The sequence below is a fragment of the Bradyrhizobium sp. ORS 111 genome, assembly GCF_045571485.1.
Taxonomy (GTDB): domain Bacteria; phylum Pseudomonadota; class Alphaproteobacteria; order Rhizobiales; family Xanthobacteraceae; genus Bradyrhizobium.
In genome coordinates this window covers 842045-858334 of the sequence record NZ_CP120701.1, presented here as the reverse complement: position 1 = coordinate 858334, position 16290 = coordinate 842045, and the positions used below count along the sequence as shown (strand labels likewise).

The 16290-nt window shown below is 65.2% G+C and carries 15 protein-coding genes; 4 read left to right on the top strand and 11 right to left on the bottom strand.

What is annotated here, in order from left to right:
- Window positions 1-20 precede the first annotated feature (20 nt).
- The 9 genes from P6U30_RS03925 to P6U30_RS03885 form a co-directional block, all read right to left on the bottom strand.
- The gene (locus P6U30_RS03925; RefSeq protein ID WP_407168228.1) at window positions 21-962 is read right to left on the bottom strand and encodes an IS110 family transposase; all 942 of its coding nucleotides are present in this window, start codon (window positions 960-962) and stop codon (window positions 21-23) included.
- Window positions 963-1346: 384 nt separating this feature from the next.
- Window positions 1347-1739 carry a hypothetical protein gene (locus P6U30_RS03920; protein WP_407168227.1) on the bottom strand — a complete coding sequence of 131 codons (393 nt, stop codon included), beginning with the start codon at window positions 1737-1739 and terminating at the stop codon, window positions 1347-1349.
- A gap of 62 nt (window positions 1740-1801) precedes the next feature.
- Window positions 1802-3082, bottom strand: coding sequence for an RNA polymerase sigma factor (locus tag P6U30_RS03915; RefSeq protein ID WP_407170348.1), 1281 nt, complete (start codon window positions 3080-3082; stop codon window positions 1802-1804).
- Window positions 3083-3113: 31 nt separating this feature from the next.
- Window positions 3114-3509, bottom strand: coding sequence for a YciI family protein (locus P6U30_RS03910; RefSeq protein WP_407168226.1), 396 nt, complete (start codon window positions 3507-3509; stop codon window positions 3114-3116).
- A gap of 270 nt (window positions 3510-3779) precedes the next feature.
- Complete coding sequence (locus tag P6U30_RS03905; RefSeq protein WP_407168225.1) at window positions 3780-4475, bottom strand: AprI/Inh family metalloprotease inhibitor; 696 nt, start codon at window positions 4473-4475, stop codon at window positions 3780-3782.
- Window positions 4475-5458 carry a 2-hydroxyacid dehydrogenase gene (locus P6U30_RS03900; RefSeq protein WP_407168224.1) on the bottom strand — a complete coding sequence of 328 codons (984 nt, stop codon included), beginning with the start codon at window positions 5456-5458 and terminating at the stop codon, window positions 4475-4477. Before P6U30_RS03900 ends, P6U30_RS03905 begins: the two co-directional genes overlap by 1 nt.
- Window positions 5458-6246: an ABC transporter permease gene (locus P6U30_RS03895; RefSeq protein ID WP_407168223.1), complete on the bottom strand. Its 789-nt coding sequence runs from the start codon at window positions 6244-6246 to the stop codon at window positions 5458-5460. Before P6U30_RS03895 ends, P6U30_RS03900 begins: the two co-directional genes overlap by 1 nt.
- Window positions 6243-7040, bottom strand: a complete 798-nt coding sequence (locus P6U30_RS03890) for an ABC transporter ATP-binding protein (protein WP_407168222.1) — start codon at window positions 7038-7040, stop codon at window positions 6243-6245. Before P6U30_RS03890 ends, P6U30_RS03895 begins: the two co-directional genes overlap by 4 nt.
- 240 nt (window positions 7041-7280) lie before the next feature.
- A complete protein-coding gene (locus P6U30_RS03885; protein WP_407168220.1) occupies window positions 7281-8300 on the bottom strand; it encodes an ABC transporter substrate-binding protein in 1020 nt (339 codons plus the stop codon).
- Between the two features lie 172 nt (window positions 8301-8472).
- Here P6U30_RS03885 and P6U30_RS03880 point away from each other — a divergent pair, with 172 nt between their 5' ends.
- Entirely contained in the window at window positions 8473-9297 is an 825-nt protein-coding gene (locus P6U30_RS03880) for a creatininase family protein (RefSeq protein ID WP_407168219.1), read from the top strand.
- 37 nt (window positions 9298-9334) lie between these two features.
- On the opposite strand, the gene P6U30_RS03875 is transcribed toward P6U30_RS03880, so the two are convergent.
- The gene (locus P6U30_RS03875; protein ID WP_407168218.1) at window positions 9335-9604 is read right to left on the bottom strand and encodes a metal-sensing transcriptional repressor; all 270 of its coding nucleotides are present in this window, start codon (window positions 9602-9604) and stop codon (window positions 9335-9337) included.
- Between the two features lie 330 nt (window positions 9605-9934).
- Here P6U30_RS03875 and P6U30_RS03870 point away from each other — a divergent pair, with 330 nt between their 5' ends.
- The 3 genes from P6U30_RS03870 (at window position 9935) to P6U30_RS03860 (ending at window position 14345) form a co-directional block, all read left to right on the top strand.
- Window positions 9935-10225: a hypothetical protein gene (locus P6U30_RS03870; RefSeq protein ID WP_407168217.1), complete on the top strand. Its 291-nt coding sequence runs from the start codon at window positions 9935-9937 to the stop codon at window positions 10223-10225.
- 279 nt (window positions 10226-10504) lie between these two features.
- A complete protein-coding gene (locus tag P6U30_RS03865; protein ID WP_407168216.1) occupies window positions 10505-12496 on the top strand; it encodes a carbohydrate porin in 1992 nt (663 codons plus the stop codon).
- A 376-nt stretch (window positions 12497-12872) separates the two neighbouring features.
- The gene (locus P6U30_RS03860; protein WP_407168215.1) at window positions 12873-14345 is read left to right on the top strand and encodes an FAD-dependent monooxygenase; all 1473 of its coding nucleotides are present in this window, start codon (window positions 12873-12875) and stop codon (window positions 14343-14345) included.
- Window positions 14346-14535: 190 nt separating this feature from the next.
- Here the strand turns inward: P6U30_RS03860 and P6U30_RS03855 are convergent, their stop codons facing one another.
- The gene (locus P6U30_RS03855; protein WP_407168214.1) at window positions 14536-16167 is read right to left on the bottom strand and encodes an FMN-binding glutamate synthase family protein; all 1632 of its coding nucleotides are present in this window, start codon (window positions 16165-16167) and stop codon (window positions 14536-14538) included.
- Window positions 16168-16290: the final 123 nt, after the last annotated feature.

Genomic DNA, 16290 nt, shown 5'->3' with positions numbered 1-16290 from the left:
GTGAGCGACTATCTGGATTGTCAAGTTGCATTGGGGTAAGCGGCACGCGCATCGCGTGCTTTGGCGTTGAGGCGGACTAGGAGCTTGCGGGCGAGCGCAATGCGCACGACCATTTTCTCCTTGCCAGCCTTGAGCAGCCGGTCGCGGAACTCGCCGAGGCTGTTGTCGTAGCGGGCGGCGATGGCCGCGACGAGGAAGAGGATGGAGCGGACGCCGGCGCGGCCGCCGCGGGTGGGTCGCTTACCCCTGCGCTTGCCACTGTCATTGGCGATCGGGGCGAGACCGGCAAGCTTGGCAATGGCCTTGTTGGACACCGTGCCGATCTCCGGCAGCTCGGCATGGAGGCGGGCGACGGTCCGTCCGGCAACGCCCTTCATCTCGCGCCAGGTCTCGGCGAGCTTTGCCCACAGCGGGTCGTCATCGATCATCGAAGCGATCTCCCCTTCGAGCGAGAGGGATTGGCGCTTCAGCAGGACGATCACCTCGTCAATGCTCGCACGCATCTCGCCGTTGTCGAACATGCTGGCGCGGCGCTGCTTCTGGACGGTCAGATCGTCGGTGACCTGTCTGAGCCTTGTCACCAGGGCCTTCAGCCGCTGCTGGGCTTCGCTTGGCAGCGGGGTCGCTGCCAAGTTCTTGGCATGGGCGAAGCGGGCAATCACCGAGGAATCGATCCGGTCGGTCTTCTCCAGAATGCCCATCGCCTCGGCATAGCGCCGGACGCTGCGGGGATTGGTCAGCGCGCAACTGATCCCCTCCTCCCAGAGCCCGACGAACACCCCTCGCTCGTAACCGCCACTGGCCTCCATCACCGCCAACGTGACGGCGTGCTCGCGACAGAACGCGGCCAGCTTGGCAATGCCTGCGGCATCATTATCGAAGCTCGCAAACCGTTGTCCGGGTTCGATACAGGCATCGAGCCTGGCCTTCGAAACGTCCACTCCACAAATCGTCTTCTTCACGGTAACCTGCCTTGTCCATGCGATCGGAACTCAAGCGACTGTTCGGTCGTGCGTGACATGGCGAAGATCCCAGAGCTCACCCACGGTTGTAGCCGGAGGGGCAAACGGGCGACATCGCCACGCGCTTTGGCCGGTGGCCACCGGCCAAAGCGCAAGTCGCTTCCATCGCACAAATCATGGCCGTGCAGATACAAGGGGTTACGCTCTTTCGAGAACGCAAGGCCCTCACCCGGATTGCATCTGACGATGCAATCCGACCTCTCCCCGACGGGGAGAGGTGATCGAAGCCGCCGCGGGCCGCTTCAACCCAAACTCATCCCACCAGGGATGCTCTCTTGATCTCGTTCGCAATGATGGTCGCGGCTCAGCCGCGACACTCGGCCCTTATCGGTTCGTGTCCGCAGGCGTGAGCCAGCGCTGCACGGCGGCAGCGCTGTCGGCCGGGCTGGTGTTGAAGCAGATGCAAGCATCCGGGGCGAGCCGGTGCACCAGATTGAGGATTTTCTCGAACAACAGCAGCCGCTCCGGCGGCTCGCGCAGGCCCGCGCCGATCATGACACAATCGTAGCGCTTCGCCGTCAGTGCCGCCGTCGCCACCGCCTCGGCCGTTTCACCGAGATCGGTGAAACAGCTCTCCACCTCATAGCCGAGCGTGCGCAAACCTTCGAGCTGCGACTCGATGTAGCCGCGCACGATCTCCGGTGTGTATTGCGGAAAGGCGGAGAGATCGACGAAGGCAGGATCGAGGCCGATCGCCAGCACGGATGGCTTCGTCATGATCACACTCCCGGCTCAATCAGCGTCGATTGCCGCCCATTTGAGTCGAAATCACGAGCGCGTCAATCGCGATCGCGATCCCGCGCCGCACGCGCCGCCGCCACGCGGCGTTGCATAAGATCGCGCTCGCGGGTGTTGCCGGCAAGCTTGGCGGCCGCCTCGAACGCCGCGCACGCCTCGCCGTGGCGGCCGAGCTTCTGCAAGAGGTCGCCGCGCACGCCCGGCAGCAAATGATAGGATTTCAATGCGGGCTCGTGGGCGAGGCCATCGACGATCGCAAGCGCGGCCTGCGGCCCTTCCGCCATGCCGATCGCGACCGCGCGGTTGAGCTCGATCACCGGCGACTGCACCAATGCGGCGAGATCGCCGTAGAGCGAAGCGATCCGCGGCCAGTCCGTCGCATCCGGGATATCGGCTTCGGCGTGACAGGCGACGATCGCGGCTTGCAACGCATAGAAGCCGCCGGCGCCGCCGAGCTCGCGGGCGCGCGCCAGCGCCAATTGCCCACGGCGGATCTGCAGGCGATCCCACAGCGCGCGGTTCTGCTCCATCAGCAGGATGGGATCGCCGGCCGCATCGGTGCGCGCCGCCATCCGCGAGGCGTTGAGTTCCATCAGTGCGAGCAGCCCATGTGCCTCCGGCTCCCGCGGCGCGATCGCGGCCAGCACGCGGCCCATGCGCAGCGCCTCGTTGCAGAGCTGCGGCCGCAGCCATTCCTCGCCGCGCGCGGCGGTGTAGCCTTCGTTGAAGATGAGGTAGACCACCTCAAGCACGGAGGCGAGCCGCTCGGACAGCGCCTCGCCGCGCGGCGTCTCGTAACCGAGGCCGGACTCCGACAGCGTGCGCTTGGCGCGCACGATGCGCTGGGCGATGGTCGCCTCGGCTTGCAGGAAGGCGCGTGCGATCTCCTCGGTGGTGAGGCCGCAGATCATCTTGAGCGCCAGCGCTGCGCGCGCCTCGCGCGACAGCAGCGGGTGGCAGGCGGTGAAGATCAGCCGCAATAGCTCGTCGCCGATGTCGTCGTCGAGCGCGGCGTCGAAATCGGGCATAGTTTCCTGCTCTCGCGCCAGATCATGCGCCAGCATGCCGTGCGTCCGGGTGAGCACGCTGATGCGGCGCAGATGATCGAGCGCGCGCCGCTTTGCGGTCGCCATCAGCCAGGCGCCCGGCTTTTCCGGCACGCCGCTGGCGGGCCAGTGCTCGAGCGCCGCGATCAACGCGTCCTGGGTCAGGTCCTCGGCGAGCGGCACGTCGCGCAGCATCCGCGACAGGCTGGTGATCAGCCGCGGTTGCTCGATGCGCCACACGGCGAGAATGGTGGCCTGGATGTCGGCGGCCGTCATCGCCGCCGACCCGAGATCATCGCGCTGCGCATCAAGCGCCGGCGGGGACATCGATCTGACAGGCGCCGTCGACACCCATGGTCGCAAATTGACGGACCTCGCAGGTTCCATCCCAGCCGGGCATATGCTCCTTGTGGAGTTGCATGAACTCCACGGCGGCGGCGACGGCCTCCTCCTTGTTGCGGAGCTCGAAGATCGCGTAGCCGCCGATCATCTCCTTGGTCTCGACGAAAGGCCCGTCGATGACGTTGAGCTTGCCGTCGGTGATGCGGACCTGGGCGCCCATCGCAACCGGCAGCAGGCCGCCGTTGTCGATCATGCGGCCCGCCTTGATTTCCCGCTCGGCAAGCTTGCCCATGGCCTCCATCAAGGCCGGAGTCGGCGGCCGCGGGGGTTGCGGGGAGGTGACGATATACATGAACCGCATCGGAAAACTCCTGTTGGGCGAGACGCGGCGATGATCGCCGCAAGACCGGCTCGCTACAGGGGACGACGATCCGCGACGCGCCGGATCGACATGGAGCGGGGAAATTTTTGTGTTGAGGAGCCTCCAAATGCGGCCGCAGCCCAGTACGGCCCCCCTCTCCCGCTTGCGGGGGAGGGTTGGGGTGGGGGTATCACCGCAAACGCGTATCGCATCTTCAATGCGATACGACCTCCCCCGCAAGCGGGAGCGGTGGGCAGCCGTGTGGAGAGCCTACTGCTCGCGCAGCATGATCAGCGGATCGGCGCTGTCGGGAACCCGGCGCCACTGCGCGTTGTCGTCGGCTTCGAACTGCCAGGTCTCGCCCTTGGCCGACATCAGGATCATCTGGCCGTGGTCGAGCCGCCACTGCGTCGGGTTGAAGGCCGCGACCGCGGGGTCGCATTTCGGCTTCAGGAAAACCTGGAAATTGTCATTGCCGGCATCGTTGTTGGTCAGCGTCAGGCCGCAGATCGCCTGGCCGTTGCCGCGGACCATCGACCAGTCGCCGATCATCTGGTCCATCGACTTGGCGAGCGAGCGGGCGGCGGCGAGGTTCTGCAGGATGTAGACGCCTTCATTGGTGCGCAGCCCCTCGAAGATGCCGGTCTCGACCTCGGAGAAATCGATCACGGCCTCGCCGGTTGCGTTTTGCAGCCGCACGATGTCGCCCAGTCCCTTGATGCTCCAGCCGACGATGTCCTTGGTGAAGGGCAGCGCGGCGGCGCAGGACGGCTCGAGCTCGAGTTTGAAACCTTGCGGCGTCGTATCGCTCTTCAACGTCACGACGCAGGTCTTGCTGCGGTCGGTGGTGGCAAGCTCCCACTGCCCGATCATGTCCTTCTTCAACGTCGTGACGTCCTGCGCCCGCGCCGGCAGCACGCCGGCGAGCAGCAAAACGAGCACGGCGCTGAAGCGGACCGGCGACATCAGCGGCCCTTCACCGGAGTCTCTGCCACCGGCGTCAGCGGCGGCTTGCCCGCGAACCAGTTCCTGATGTTGTCGACCACGAGCTGATCCATCGCGTTGCGCGTGACCACGGAGGCCGAGCCGATATGCGGCAGCAGCACGACGTTCTGCATCGCCTTCAGCTCGTCCGGCACGTTCGGCTCGGCCGCGAACACGTCGAGGCCGGCGGCGAGGATGGTGCCCGATTTCAGCGCGGCGACCAGCGCCGGCTCATCGACCACGGAGCCGCGCGCGACATTGATCAGCACGCCCCTGGGCCCGAGGGCCTTCAGCACGTCGGCATTGATCATCTTCGCCGTCGCGGCGCCGCCGGGCACGATCACGATCAGCGTATCGACCGCCTTCGCCATCTCGATCAGGTCAGGATAATGCGGGTGGGAGACATCGGCGGCAGGCTTGCGCGAGTGATAGCACACCGGCACGCGCGAGGCATCGAGGCGGCGCGCGACCGCCTGACCGATTCGGCCCATGCCGACGATGCCGACCTTGCGATCGCGCAGCGAGCCGACGCTGAGCGGATAGTTCTGGGTCTGCCACAGACCGGTGCGCACATAGCGGTCGGCCTTGACGAATTCGCGCAAGGTCGCGATCAACAGCCCCATCGCAACGTCGGCGACTTCCTCGGTCAGCACGTCGGGCGTATTGGTGACCACGATATCGTGATCGCGCGCATAGGCGGAATCGACGTGATCGTAGCCGACGCCGAAGCTCGCCACGATCTCGAGCTTGGGAAAGCGCGCCATCGCGGTCTTGTCGGTCGCCATCGTGTGATAGGTGACGGCGATGCCGCGGATCTTGCCCGCGACCTCAGGTGTCAGCCGCTCAAGATCGCCGCGGCTTTCCGCGCGGTGCAGCACATATTGATCGGGAAAGCCGTTCTCAAGGATTGGCCGGATCGGTCCGTAAACCAGCAGATCGATCTTTTCGGAAGACATCGGGGCCATCAGCTTTCCTTTCCAAGCGCACTTTCGTGCCAGCGTCGCAGCAAGAGGTATGAAATTAGCGCCAGCAACCCATAGATGACAATCCCGGCTAATGACAGCAGCAACAGCGCTGCGAACATGCGGGGAATATTCAGGCGATAACCTGATTCAGCGATGCGGAACGCGAGGCCCGAGCCGGCGCCCGCGCTGCCCGCCGCGATCTCGGCGACGACGGCGCCGATCAGCGACAGCCCGCCGGCGATGCGCAAGCCGCCGAGGATGTAGGGCAATGCAGCGGGCAGTTGCAGCAGCATCAGCTTCTGCAGTCGCGAGGCGCCATAGAGCTGAAACAGACCCGCAAGGTTGCGGTCGACCGAGTTGAGGCCGAGCGTGGTGTTGGATAGCACCGGGAAGAATGCGACGATCCAGGCGCAGACGATCACCGCGGTCTGCTGCTGCAGATAGATCAGCAGCAGCGGCGCGATCGCGATGACCGGCGTGACCTGCAGGATGACCGCATAGGGAAACAGCGAGTATTCCAGCCATTTCGACTGGTTGAACAGCAGCGCCAGCGCGACACCGCCGAGCGCGGCCGCGACGAAGCCTTCGAGCGTCGTGAGCAGCGTGACGCCGAGCGATTGCGACAGGATCGGCCAGTCGTGCACCAGCGTCTTCAACACCAACAGGGGGCTCGGCAACACATAGGGCTGGATGTCGTTGACATCGACGATCATCTCCCAGAGCACAAGGCCGCCGGCGAACACCACGGCCGGCAGCACGAAGCGGACGATCTGTTGCGCAGATTTCATGCGCCGGCCTGCCCTGCATAAGACGGCGCCAACGCTTTCGAGACTTCGCGACAGAAGCCGGCATATTCGGCCGACGTGCGGAACTCCTCGCCGCGCGGCTCCGCCGCAGCGATACGAAACTCGGCGCCGATGCGGCCGGGCCGCGCCGTCATCACGATCACGCGCTGCGACAGATAGACCGACTCGAACACCGAATGCGTCACGAAGATGACGGTCTTGTGCAGGTTGCGCCACAGCGACAGCAGATCGTTGTTGAGGCGGAAGCGCGTGATCTCGTCGAGCGCGGCGAACGGCTCGTCCATCAACAGGATATCGGGATCGGTGACGAGCGCACGCGCCAGCGACACCCGCATCTTCATGCCGCCGGACAATTCGCGCGGATAGGCATCAGTGAATTCCGCAAGCCCGACCTGCGCGAGCGCCTGGTCGACCCGCCCCTCGGCCTCGGCGCTCGGCGCATGCGCAAGCTTCAGCGGCAGGCGGACATTGTCGCGCACCGTGGCCCAGGGCATCAGCGTCGGCTCCTGGAACACGAAGCCGATCGGGTGGCTGCCGCGCCGGACCGCGTCATGGTGCGACAGCTCGACCGTGCCCGCGCTCGGTGCCGATAGCCCCGCGATCAGGCGCAGGGCGGTGGACTTGCCGCAGCCCGAGGGCCCAAGGAGCGAGACGAACTCGCCACGCCCGACATCGAGATCGAGCGGCCCGAGCGCCGTCACGCCGCTGTCATAGACCTTGGTGACGCCGTGCAGGCGAACGGCAGGGCCGGCGGCATTCGGTTCTGGCGCGGCCATGCCGGCTACCGTCCGCAATTCGGCATTGATGCGCGCGGCCGTGCCGCGAGCACGACCTCTCCCCTTGTGGGAGAGGTCGGATCGCATCGCACGATGCGATCCGGGGGAGGGGTTACGCCCTCTCGTGGGACCCGCGCCCCCTCACCCGCGCCTCCGGCGCGACCTCTCCCCGGCAGGGAGAGGTGGGCCGCCGATGCGGCGATATCTCGAGCCAATCGCACCACTCGTGTTCCGGGCCGCTCAGTTCTTCGGCCTGAGCTCGAGCCCGACCGCCTTGTTGACGAAACGCAGCGTGTAGCCCTGGCGATAGTCGACCGTGCTCTTGACCACACCGGCGGCGGCCATCGCCTCGAAGAAGCTCGCCATCCGCTCGTCGGTCATGGCGCCGATGCCGTTCTTCAAGGTATCGCCGGAATCGACGATGCCGTGCTCCTTCATCTGGGCAACCGAATAGGCCAACAGCTCGTCGGTCATGTCCGGGTTGAGCTTCTTGATCATCGCATTGCCGGCTGAATTATCCCCGTAGAGATAATGATACCAGCCGACAATAGAGGCATCGACGAAGCGCTGCACCAGGTCCGGCTTCTTGTCGACGAGGTCGCGGCGGGTCTCGATCAGGGTCGAATAGGCGCTAAAGCCGTAGTCGGCGATCAAGAGGACATTCGGCTTGAAGCCGGCGGTCTTCTCCACCGCGTAGGGCTCCGAGGTGACGTAGCCTTCCATCGCGACCTGCTTGTTGACGAGGAAGGGTTGTGCGTTGGAGGTATAGGGCTTCACCTTGCTTTCGCTGAAGCCGTATTTGGATTTCATCCATTGGAAGTAGCTGGCGATGCCCTCCTTCGAGACCAGCAGCGTCAGCGGCTTAAGGTCCTCGATCTTGCTGACCTTGGCCTCGGGATGGGTCAGGAAGACCTGCGGGTCCTTCTGGAAGATGGCGGCGACCGCGACCAGCGGCACCTTGTTGGTGACGGCGTCGAAGGTCTGCAGCGAGTTCGCACTCATGAAGAAGTCGAGCTTGCCCGCGATCAGGAGCATGCGGTTGTTCTCGTTGGGACCGCCGGGCACGATGGTGACGTCGAGGCCATATTGTTTGTAGGTGCCGTCGGCCACCGCCTGGAAGAACCCGCCATGCTCGCCCTCGGCGACCCAGTTGGTGCCGAACGAAACCTTGTCCAGGGTCTGTGCGCGCGCCGGGGTCAGCACCGTGAGGACGGCAAGCAGGCCTATGGTTAACGCTCGCGGCAAAAAGGCCGGGTTCATGGTTGGACTCCGTCGCTCATTCTGGCCCATGATGGAGGGGTGGAGGACGTGGACCGCGCCCCGGGGACCGAGCCGCGCCCCAGGCGCGTGGATCGCCCGGAGGCATGATTCACATCCCCGCGAAAGATCGACAAACTAACCTGCAAATTCATCCAATGAAACGCTTCGCTTGATGACTTCTCAGCTTCCGCCCCGCGACTGGACCGCCATCCACTGGCCCGACATCGCCAAATCAGCGTCCTCGCGCTGGATCGCGGTGCTGCCGCTGGCCGCGACCGAACAGCACGGGCCGCACCTGCCTGTTGGAACCGACGTCATGATCGGCGAAGCCTACCTGGCGCGGGTGCGCGAGCTGCTGCCGGCGGCCGCACCGGTGACGTTTCTGCCGCTGCAGCCGGTCGGCATCTCCACCGAGCACGTCGATTTTCCGGGCACGCTGACCTTGTCGAACGAGGTCGCGCTCAACACCTGGACCGCGCTCGGCGAGTGCGTGGCGCGCGCCGGCGTGAAAAAGCTCGTGATGGTGACAAGCCATGGCGGCAATTCCGCAGCGATGTCGCTGGTGGCGCAGGACCTGCGCGCGCGCCACGGGATGCTCGCGATCACCACGAGCTGGTCACGCTTCGGCGTACCGGACGGATTGTTCGAGGCAGCCGAACTGCGTCACGGCATCCATGGCGGGGCGGTCGAGACCTCGATCATGCTGGCGAAATATCCGCAAGCCGTGCGCAAGGGCGCGATCGCGGACTTCCGCCCTGCGAGCGTGCAAATTGAAAAACACCACCGCCATCTCTCGACACAACGGCCGGCGCCGTTCGCCTGGCAGGCGCAGGACCTGCACCCGAGCGGCGCGATCGGCGACGCCACCAAGGCCTCCGCCGAGAAGGGTGAGGCGCTGCTCGACCACGGCGCGCGCGCATTCTGCGAGCTGCTGGAAGACGTCGACAAATTCGACATGAGCGCGCTGACAGCGACGCCGCGCTGGCCGGCCCCATAGCGCGATCGGCGGGAAGCCGGCGGCCGCAGGCGGCCGGTCAGAGATATTTCGCGACCAGCCTGAAATCCTTCAGCACGGCGCGGCCCTTCGGGCCCGCAGCCTTCAGCGTATCCTCCAGGCTGTGGCCGATATGGTCGTGGATCAGGGCCTTCTTGGCGCTCTCGATCGCGCCCTCCACGGCCTGCAATTGCTGGGCGATCTGCGCGCACGGGCGGCCGTGCTCGATCATCTCGACGATGGTCTCGAGATGGCCATTGGCGCGCTTCAGGCGCCGGGCAATGGCGGCGTGGGGGTGATCGTCGGGCATTCGGTTCTCCTATCCTCCCGGCAGGATAAGCACGATCCTCCCTGGGGGATAGAGAAATCGGCTTGACAGCCCACTGTACGGGGCGTAGTGGCCGATCGTCGGAACATCCGTTCCGCACCGGGGCAACCGCCCCGACCACGAGCCAACATAGAAGGCAAATGGGCAGTAGCAACTCAGGCGACAGTACCCCGACGATGACGGGACACCTGCCGCCGCACGACAGCAAGACTGATCGCGCAGGCTCCCGCTGCGTGGATGGATGGTCGCGCCTTAGCTGACCGTCCGCTCCTCACCGGCCTGCCGCACGACCAGCGGATGTGGAGGTGAGCGATGTTCGAAAAGCTCGCAAAATTTCGGCCGTTCGCGCCGCGGCCGATGACGCCGTGGACGATTCCCTATGCCAACGACAACGTTCCGGGTTTTCGCCGCCCTGAAGGCCGGCGCCGCCGTCCAACCCCGGCGCCGGCATGTCATTGGATCCTGATCGACGGTCACCTGGAATGCCGGTGGACCCTCGAGGACACCAGTGGCGATCTCGATCGTCGATGGCGTGCAGGCTCACCTTCCTGCCCGCACGCCACCGCGGCGCGTGCCGCATCGAAGCTGCGGTTGCCGGCTTAGGCGGCCGACACGGACGAAGGACCTGGTCGCCCCGCCCGCTGTTGCATGGCTGTCATCGCGACGTGCAAATCGGAGGGGGTAGGTGGCGGCCTTCAGTTGCAATTGCGAACCATTTGCAATAAGGCTGGTGTCAGGCTGCCGATCTGGCTCTGTTGAACCAATACAGATCGGAACCGGGGACGGCGGGCGATGACTTCAAATCTGGGGGTGGCGAGTGGCTGCCAAATCTGCAGTGATGGCAGGCAATACCTCCAACCGCTCGCGGGGCAACGCCACGTCATGACCTGCCTCCGCCTCTTCCGGGTGCAGATCGCCGCCGGTGCGGCGACGCTCGGTGCCGCCGCTTTCGGCGCGCCGGCGGCCGCAGCCGACATGGCGGTCAAATCGCCCGCCATGAGTACGATTTACAACTGGACCGGCTTTTACGTCGGCGGACATGTCGGTTACGGCGACGGCAGTCTTGGGCCCGGCACCAATCCGCTTCCGCTGCAGGGCGTGTTCTTTCCGCACACCATCACGGGTGGGATCGGCGGCTTCCAGGTCGGATACAATCGCGAGTTCGCCAATCGCTTCGTGCTCGGCATCGAGGCTGACGCAACCTTCGTCAGTCCCATCGACCAGGTGCGGCGGACGCCGGGCCCGTTCAACAGCTCGATCGACTATGTCGGCACCGTCCGCGGCCGGGCCGGCTACGCGTTCGGCGGCTGGATGCCTTATGTCACCGGCGGCTTTGCCTGGGGACGTACGCAGGTCAGGGTGAACGACGCGGCAGGCGAGGTCGTGTCCGAGCCGGGCCAGTACCAGACCGGCTGGACCGTCGGCGCCGGCGCCGAGTTTGCATTGAGTGGCAACTGGACCGCCAAGATCGAATACGACTACATCGACGTGTCGCGGCGGACCCTCGGCCTTGCCGACTTCGGCATGCCTGGCGTCACCATCGAGCCGCGCCTGCATCTCCTGAAATTCGGCCTGAACTACCAGTTGGGCGATTCGCCATGGTCGGCAACGCCAACCAAGCCGCAATTGCCGGAATCGGACAATTGGTCGGTCCATGCGCAGACGACGCTGATCGGACAAGGCTACCCGTCATTTCGCGCCGCCTATAGCGGCACCAACAGCCTGCCGCCCGGCGGGCAGGCGCAACAGACCTGGACCACCACGGCGTTCCTCGGCGTGCGGCTGTGGGAGGGCGGCGAGTTCTACTTCAACCCCGAAACCGCGCAGGGCTTCGGCCTCAACGGCACGCTCGGCCTTGCCGGTTTCTCGAACGGTGAAGCCCAGAAGGCCGGCGCTGCATATCCGCGGATCCGGCCGCAACGCTACTACTTCAAGCAGACATTCGGCTTCGGTGGCGAGCAGGAAGACGTCTCCGATGGCCCCAACCAAGTGGCCGGCAAGCGCGACATCGATCGCCTGACGGTGGTTGTCGGTCGTTTCGCGGTCGGCGATTTCTTCGACGGCAATTCCTATGCGAAGGATCCGCGCTCTGATTTCATGAACTGGGCGATGTGGGCATCCGCCGCCTACGATTTCCCTGCCGACCTCCCCGGCTATACGCGTGGGGCCGTGGTCGAGCTCAACCGCAAGGATTGGGCAGTGCGCGCCGGCCTGTTCCAGGTACCGGATGCGCCGAACAGCGACATCCTGACCTTCAAGACCGGCGGTGCCGTCGTCGAATTCGAGGGTCGCTACTCGATCTTCGACCAGCCCGGCAAGCTGCGCGTCGGCGTATTCGCCAATCGCGGCAACACCGGCAATTACAGCCAGGCGCTGGCGATCGAAGGCACCGACCCTTCACTCGACATCAACAGCGTGATGCACAGCATTCGCAAGGACAATCTGAAGTACGGATTCTACGTCAATGCCGAGCAGCAGATCGCCAAGGACGTCGGCCTGTTCGGCCGCCTGAGTTGGAACGACGGCCGCAACGAGATCCTCTCATTCACCGACGCCGACCGCAGCCTCTCGGGCGGCGTGTCGGTGAAGGGCAGCACCTGGGGACGGCCGGACGACACGATCGGCATCGGCGGCGCGATCAACGGACTCTCCGCCTCGCATCGCGATTTCCTCGCGGCCGGCGGCCTCGGCCTGCTGATCGGCGACGGCGCGCTCAACTACCGCAATGAAGGCATCTTCGAGAGCTACTACGCCTACTCGGTGAACAAGCACCTGACGCTGACCGCGGACTACCAGTTCATCGCCAACCCCGCCTATAACGCCGACCGCGGCCCGGTGCACATCTTCGCCGGCCGGGTGCACGGAGAGTTCTGATGCTGACGTAGCCCGGATGGAGCGTAGCGAAATCCGGGAGCGCTCTACCGGTGCACAAGTGAATCCCGGATTGCGCTTCGCTCCATCCGGGCTACGAAGCGCCATCGAGCTCTCAGCCTTTTGACGCCACTGCGAGCAATCCATCGCTTCGCGCATGCCGAAGCATGGATTGCTTCGTCGCGGAGCCTGTCATCGGGCGCGCGTTCGCGCGACCCGTTGGCTCCTCGCAATGACGACTTGGACGATTGGTACAGGCACGGCAACCACGCCCGCAGCCTCTCCCCACTTAGATATATGGAGACCCCCCGGGCTTGCGGCAAGTCCGGGGTCATCGCGTAGAACGCGCGCCCAATCGATCAAACGGAGGGCGTGCGGGATGCGTGGACATGCGGTGGTGATTGCCGGCGGAGGTCCGACGGGGCTGATGCTGGCGGGCGAATTGAAGCTGGCAGGTATCGACGTTGCCATCGTCGAGCGGCGCGCCAGCCAGGAGCTGGTCGGCTCGCGCGCGGGCGGGTTGCATGCGCGCACCATTGAGGTGCTCGATCAGCGCGGCATCGCCGACCGCTTCGTCTCACAGGGACAGTTGCACAAGGTCCTGCATTTCCACCGGATATCTCTCGACATCGGCGACTTCCCTACCCGGCACAACTATGTGCTTGCGCTGTGGCAGAACCACATCGAGCGCATTCTGGCCGGATGGATCCATGACCTCGCGGTGCCGATCTATCGGGCACGCGACGTCAGTGATTTCACGCAGGACCACACGGGCGTGAACGTCGCGCTGTCCGACGGACAGATGCTGCGCGCGCAATATCTCGTCGGTTGTGACGGCGGACGTAGCCTGGTCCGCAAGGTTGCCGGCATCGATTTTCTCGGCTGGAATGCGACGACGAGTTGGTTGATCGCGGAAGCCCGGATATCCGACGAGGCGGAATGGGGCTTTCGCCACGACGCCACCGGCATCCATGGGATCGGCAGGATCGATGACGGGCGGGCGCGGATCGTGCTGACCGAGCAGCACCTACGCGAGGGAAGCGAGCCGACCTTGCGCGAGGTGAGCGAGGCACTCGTCGCCGTCTACGGAACCGACTTTGGCGTCCACAGTCCGACCTGGATCTCCCGGTTCACCGACGTGACGCGTCAGGCCGCAGCCTACCACGAACGACGCATCCTGCTGGCCGGCGACGCCGCGCATATCCATCCTCCGATGGGCGGACAGGGCCTCAATATTGGCGTGCAGGACGCGGTGAATCTCGGATGGAAGCTCGCCCAGGTGATCAAGGGCATTTCGCCGGAAAGCCTGCTGGACAGCTACCATGCCGAACGCCATCCGGTGGCGGCGCGGGTGCTGCGCAACACGATGGCGCAGGTCGCGCTTCGTCGTAACGATGATCGCACCAAGGCCCTAAGTGAGATCGTGTCCGAGTTGCTCGACATCGACGAGCCGCGCAAACGCGTCGCCGGCATGATCTCCGGCCTCGACGTTCACTACGACATCGGCGACGGACATCCGCTGCTCGGACGCCGCATGCCTGATCTCGACCTCGTCACGGCGGGCGGGCCGATCCGGGTCTTCACCTTGCTGCACGATGCCCGGCCCCTGCTGCTCAATCTCGCTGAACCCGGCGGCATCGAGATCACGCCGTGGGCGGGCCGCGTTCAGTTGATCGATGCAAGATACAACGGCGCGTGGGAGTTGCCGGTGCTCGGCACGGTCCCTGCTCCCCGCGCCGTGCTGATCAGGCCCGACGGATATGTAGCATGGGCGGGAGGGGCGGCCGAGCCGGGACTCACGGCAGCGCTGACCAGATGGTTCGGCGCACCAGCCGCGGCATGGCGGAGCTAAGGCGCGATGGTCTTGGTCAGTCGGTCTGTCCGCAGGCTTGCTTCACCTCTCCCGCTTGCGGGGGAGGTCGTCGCGCGGAGCGCGGCGGGTGGGGGCTCTCTCTACAATATGACTCGCGGAGAGAGCCCCCACCCCAGCCCTCCCCCGCAAGCGGGAGAGGGAGTGCAGCGCGCCTTTGCGGCGGCAACTCCTACCCCGCCGGCTGGAACGAATCCGCGCGCGCCATCGCCCAGGCGTCGCGGAAGCGGCGGTCCTGCGTGCCCTCCAGCAATTCGCCGGGCCGTAGTGCCGGGTAAAGCTCGGCAAAGGAGCAGACTTCGGTGGTCGAGCTCCGCTGCGAGAAGTGGATCGGCCGCAGCTCCTGGGTATGCTCGAGGCCGGCGGCGGCGAGCAGTTCGGTCAGCGCGTGCAGGGTCGAGTGGTGATAATTATACACCCGCTCGATCTTGTCCGGCACATAGAGCGCGCGGTTGCGGATCGGATCCTGCGAGGTGACGCCGGTCGGGCAGCGGTCGGTATGGCAGCTCAAGGACTGGATGCAGCCGAGCGCGAACATGAAACCGCGCGCCGAATTGCACCAGTCGGCCCCGATCGCCATCGCGCGCGCCATGTCAAAGGCGGTCGCGATCTTGCCGGAGGCGCCGATCTTGATGCGATCGCGCGCGTTGATGCCGACCAGCGCGTTGTGGACGAAGTTGACGCCCTCGCGCATCGGCATGCCCAGATGATCCATGAACTCGAGCGGCGCGGCACCAGTGCCGCCTTCATTGCCGTCGACCACGATGAAGTCCGGGTAGAGCCCGCTCTCCTTCATCGCCTTGCAGATCGCCAGGAACTCCCAGGGATGGCCGATGCACATCTTGAAGCCGGCCGGCTTGCCGCCGGACAGTTGTCGCATCTTCGCGATGAATTCCATCATCTGCAGCGGCGTCGAGAAGGCCTTATGATAGGCCGGCGAGATGCAATCCTCGCCGAGCGGCACGCCGCGGATTTTGGAAATCTCCTCGGAGACCTTTGCGGCCGGCAGCACACCACCATGGCCGGGCTTGGCGCCCTGGCTGATCTTGAGCTCGACCATCTTGATCTGGTCTTCGCCCGCGACGCGGGCGAATTCGTCCGGGTTAAAGGTGCCGTCGCGGTTGCGGCAACCGAAATAGCCGGAGCCGATCTCCCAGATGATATCGCCGCCCATCTCGCGGTGATAGGGGCTGACGCCACCCTCGCCGGTGTCGTGCGCGAAACCGCCCTTCCTGGCGCCGGCGTTGAGCGCGCGCACCGCATTCGGGCTCAGCGCGCCGAAGCTCATCGCCGAGATGTTGAACACCGAGGCCGAATAGGGCTTGGTGCAATCGGGACCGCCGATGGTGATGCGGAACTTCTCATCGGCTCGCGGTTTCGGCGCCACCGAGTGGTGCATCCACTCATAGCCCTCGCGATAGACGTCCTCCTGGGTGCCGAACGGCCGCTTGTCGAGCACCGCCTTTGCGCGCTGATAGACCACCGCGCGGGTGTCGCGGGAAAACGGCATGCCGTCCTTCTCGCTTTCGAAGAAATACTGCCGCATCTCCGGGCGGATTTCCTCGAGCAGGAAGCGCACATGCGCCGAGATCGGATAGTTGCGCAGCACCGCGTGGTTCTTCTGCACGAGATCGCGGATGCCGAGCAATGTCAGCGCACCGAAGGTCAGCAGCGGCACCATGACCACATTCCAGATTTTCGGATTGTGATCGAACACGCCGATCGCCAGCAGCAGCGCCGTCACCACGGCGCAAGTCGTTAGCACGATGAAGCGCGGGGAGAACGGCAGCAGCAGCGTTTCCATAGAACCCCTCAGCCAATCAGCAAGGCCACCTTGTCGGCCGTGAGCCTAATCCAACTCGCGGATCAAGTCCCACACGGTTATAGCGCCGAACGGTCACAGATATGACAACCGCCCGAATGGGCG

Bases quoted from the DNA above. Each gene is read 5' to 3' on its own strand.
- P6U30_RS03920 (WP_407168227.1), bottom strand. From the start codon at position 1,739: ATGACGAAGCCATCCGTGCTGGCGATCGGCCTCGATCCTGCCTTCGTC.
- P6U30_RS03915 (WP_407170348.1), bottom strand. From the start codon at position 3,082: ATGACGGCCGCCGACATCCAGGCCACCATTCTCGCCGTGTGGCGCATC.
- P6U30_RS03910 (WP_407168226.1), bottom strand. From the start codon at position 3,509: ATGCGGTTCATGTATATCGTCACCTCCCCGCAACCCCCGCGGCCGCCG.
- P6U30_RS03905 (WP_407168225.1), bottom strand. From the start codon at position 4,475: ATGTCGCCGGTCCGCTTCAGCGCCGTGCTCGTTTTGCTGCTCGCCGGC.
- P6U30_RS03900 (WP_407168224.1), bottom strand. From the start codon at position 5,458: ATGGCCCCGATGTCTTCCGAAAAGATCGATCTGCTGGTTTACGGACCG.
- P6U30_RS03895 (WP_407168223.1), bottom strand. From the start codon at position 6,246: ATGAAATCTGCGCAACAGATCGTCCGCTTCGTGCTGCCGGCCGTGGTG.
- P6U30_RS03890 (WP_407168222.1), bottom strand. From the start codon at position 7,040: ATGGCCGCGCCAGAACCGAATGCCGCCGGCCCTGCCGTTCGCCTGCAC.
- P6U30_RS03885 (WP_407168220.1), bottom strand. From the start codon at position 8,300: ATGAACCCGGCCTTTTTGCCGCGAGCGTTAACCATAGGCCTGCTTGCC.
- P6U30_RS03880 (WP_407168219.1), top strand. From the start codon at position 8,473: ATGACTTCTCAGCTTCCGCCCCGCGACTGGACCGCCATCCACTGGCCC.
- P6U30_RS03875 (WP_407168218.1), bottom strand. From the start codon at position 9,604: ATGCCCGACGATCACCCCCACGCCGCCATTGCCCGGCGCCTGAAGCGC.
- P6U30_RS03870 (WP_407168217.1), top strand. From the start codon at position 9,935: ATGTTCGAAAAGCTCGCAAAATTTCGGCCGTTCGCGCCGCGGCCGATG.
- P6U30_RS03865 (WP_407168216.1), top strand. From the start codon at position 10,505: ATGACCTGCCTCCGCCTCTTCCGGGTGCAGATCGCCGCCGGTGCGGCG.
- P6U30_RS03860 (WP_407168215.1), top strand. From the start codon at position 12,873: ATGCGTGGACATGCGGTGGTGATTGCCGGCGGAGGTCCGACGGGGCTG.
- P6U30_RS03855 (WP_407168214.1), bottom strand. From the start codon at position 16,167: ATGGAAACGCTGCTGCTGCCGTTCTCCCCGCGCTTCATCGTGCTAACG.